This is a genomic window from Vreelandella nigrificans, from assembly GCF_002374315.1.
GTDB classification, from domain to species: domain Bacteria; phylum Pseudomonadota; class Gammaproteobacteria; order Pseudomonadales; family Halomonadaceae; genus Vreelandella; species Vreelandella nigrificans.
The window spans coordinates 1-2230 of record NZ_NWUX01000050.1 but is presented as its reverse complement, the minus strand read 5'-3'; the positions used below and the strand labels follow the sequence as shown (position 1 = coordinate 2230).

The window sequence follows — 2230 nt, the reverse complement described above, 5'->3', positions numbered from 1 at the left end:
TTCAAACTGGATAAGGGCGGGTTGAGCCTTGCCGGGCTAGATTTACGCAATCAGGAAACCGATAGCGCCGGGGTTAGCGCCTTTGGGGGCGTCAAAGCAGGACTGGAAATAGGCTGTTCACTGGATTGGAAGCCGCCGCATAATTTACAGCGCTTACTACCAAACTGGCAGGCGCTTAACGAGCTAGGCATGTGGGAGCATAACAATCGTTCCCTGGATGACTGGCGTACGTTAGGCGCCGCAGCGTTTGAAATGGAAGGGAGCGCCGGTGGTGGCGGTAAGGCCGATTTTGTGTTTGGTATGCGCAATGGCAATTTCACCTTTCGGGTGGCGGCTAAGTTGGTGCTAGGCGTAGGGGGTAGCACAAAGCTTACCTTTGAGCTGGATAGCAAAAGCCTTGAGCTATGGATTGCCATGCTTCACCGCGCCCTGGTGGACAATAACTACGAAACACCTGAATGGATTACCGAAGAAGCCAAAAATGTATTGGGTAAAGTAGGCTATATCCTCGCCACCACACTGCTCAGCGTTGGGCTGATCGCCGCCCGTGGCCAAGCAGGCATTGAACGGCTCTATAGCGCTCTAACCGGCGGCCAAAAGGCTGGGCCAATTGCTTATGAAATTGTTAATGCAAGTGATCGTGGGCAAGGTGAACAGCTAGCTAGATGGATTCAGCAATTAACGCCTGAAGCGCTGGGGGCTTTGTTGTTCCTGCTCATCCGAGAGCCGCAAGAATTTGCAGTAGAGGGGCCCCGTAGAGGTAGACGCGGTGGCATGGTTCAGTCATTTAATCGTCAGCAAGCGCTAGACTTCCAGCAAATTGCCATTGCCAACTGCCTGGGCTGGATTGTGGAAGGTGTCACGACCGGCGTTTATGGCACGCTGTGTCGTTTTAGCCAAGAAGCCCCCACACCCTCCCAATATCTGTTTGCCAAAGCGCTCATTTGTATGAGTGAGACCGGCCAGCCATGGCATGACGATTCGAGCCATGCCTACCAACGCCGTAAACGTGACTTGGAGTTTTTTATGGAGCGGATTTCAGGCACAGGAAATCGAGAAGTAACGATTGCAAAGGGTAACTATCGCCGCTACGTAGCAGGGCTTGCAACGGAAGTGTGTGTTACTGAATCAAACCGCTGACTAAGGAATAAGATATGCGATCAAACCTACTGACCACAATGGTAGGACTGACGCTCGCGACGCTGTTGTCGCCTTCAGTCTGGGCGCTGGATGAAGAGGCGCAGGCTGCCAAAGAGGAAGGTATGCGACTCTACGGTATTCGAAGAGCGGATACAGCAATCCCTTATTTAGAACAAGCGGCAGAGGCTGGGGATGCGGAGGCTATGTATTATCTTGGCGAAGCCAATCGTCGGTTAGTGATGGGAAACATGAATCAAGCCGCGTTGGGCTGGTATTACCAAGCCGCACAACACGGAGAACCCTACGCCATGCTTCGATTGTTTGACGGTGGTGCTTGCGAACTGGGGGATGTCTGCCCGGAAAACGGCGACGACTGGCCCCAGGAGGCCTTGGAGCTTACCTTGCCCAAAGCCGAGGCCGGTGACCCCGAAGCCATGGCCGCGCTCTATAATATCTATTACTACGTTGAAGACCCCGATGAAGATGAAGCTATGCAGTGGCTCCATCGTGCTGCCGAGGCAGGCAATGTTCATTCTATGAATTGGCTGGGCGAGCTGGCCCGCAATGACGAACGGGGTTATGCCAATGATACGGAGCGCCTGGAAGCGGCAGAGGTGTGGTTTCGTAAGGCGGCGGAAGCAGACTATGCCCCCTCTATGAACAACCTTGCAGTAGTTTTGAGCCAACTAGGTCGTTATGACGAAGCTTGGGATTGGATGATTAAGGCATCTATGGCTGGACACGTTAACGGCAGGCTATGGCAAGCATCTTGTTACTTAGAGCCTGAGGCAGAGGGAAATGGGGTGTGTAAAACGGAGAAGGATCCTGCTAAAGGTTGGGCCATTCTTCTTGCGCTCAAAGAGGAAATGCCTGGAAGCACCTCTGAAAATGCGCTCACATACTATGGTTATGGCGACAGCATCACTCCCGAACAGCGCGCAGCAGGCGAGCGCATGATGGAAGAGTGGCTGAATCTAGAGCCTCCGCTTTCCTACTTCCCCGAAAAATTTGGTCCCTGATGTTGTTAACGAAGCGATCAAACCTACTGACCACACTGGCAGGACTGACACTCGCGACGCTGTTGTCGCCT

General features: G+C 53.2%; 1 protein-coding gene and 1 pseudogene. Both read left to right on the top strand.

From position 1 onward, the window contains the following. A pseudogene (locus CPA45_RS22925) lies at window positions 1–1140 on the top strand (hypothetical protein); the annotation flags it as partial. Window positions 1141–1154: 14 nt separating this feature from the next. Next, window positions 1155–2159, top strand: coding sequence for a tetratricopeptide repeat protein (locus CPA45_RS22370; protein ID WP_096655511.1), 1005 nt, complete (start codon window positions 1155–1157; stop codon window positions 2157–2159). Window positions 2160–2230 lie beyond the last annotated feature (71 nt).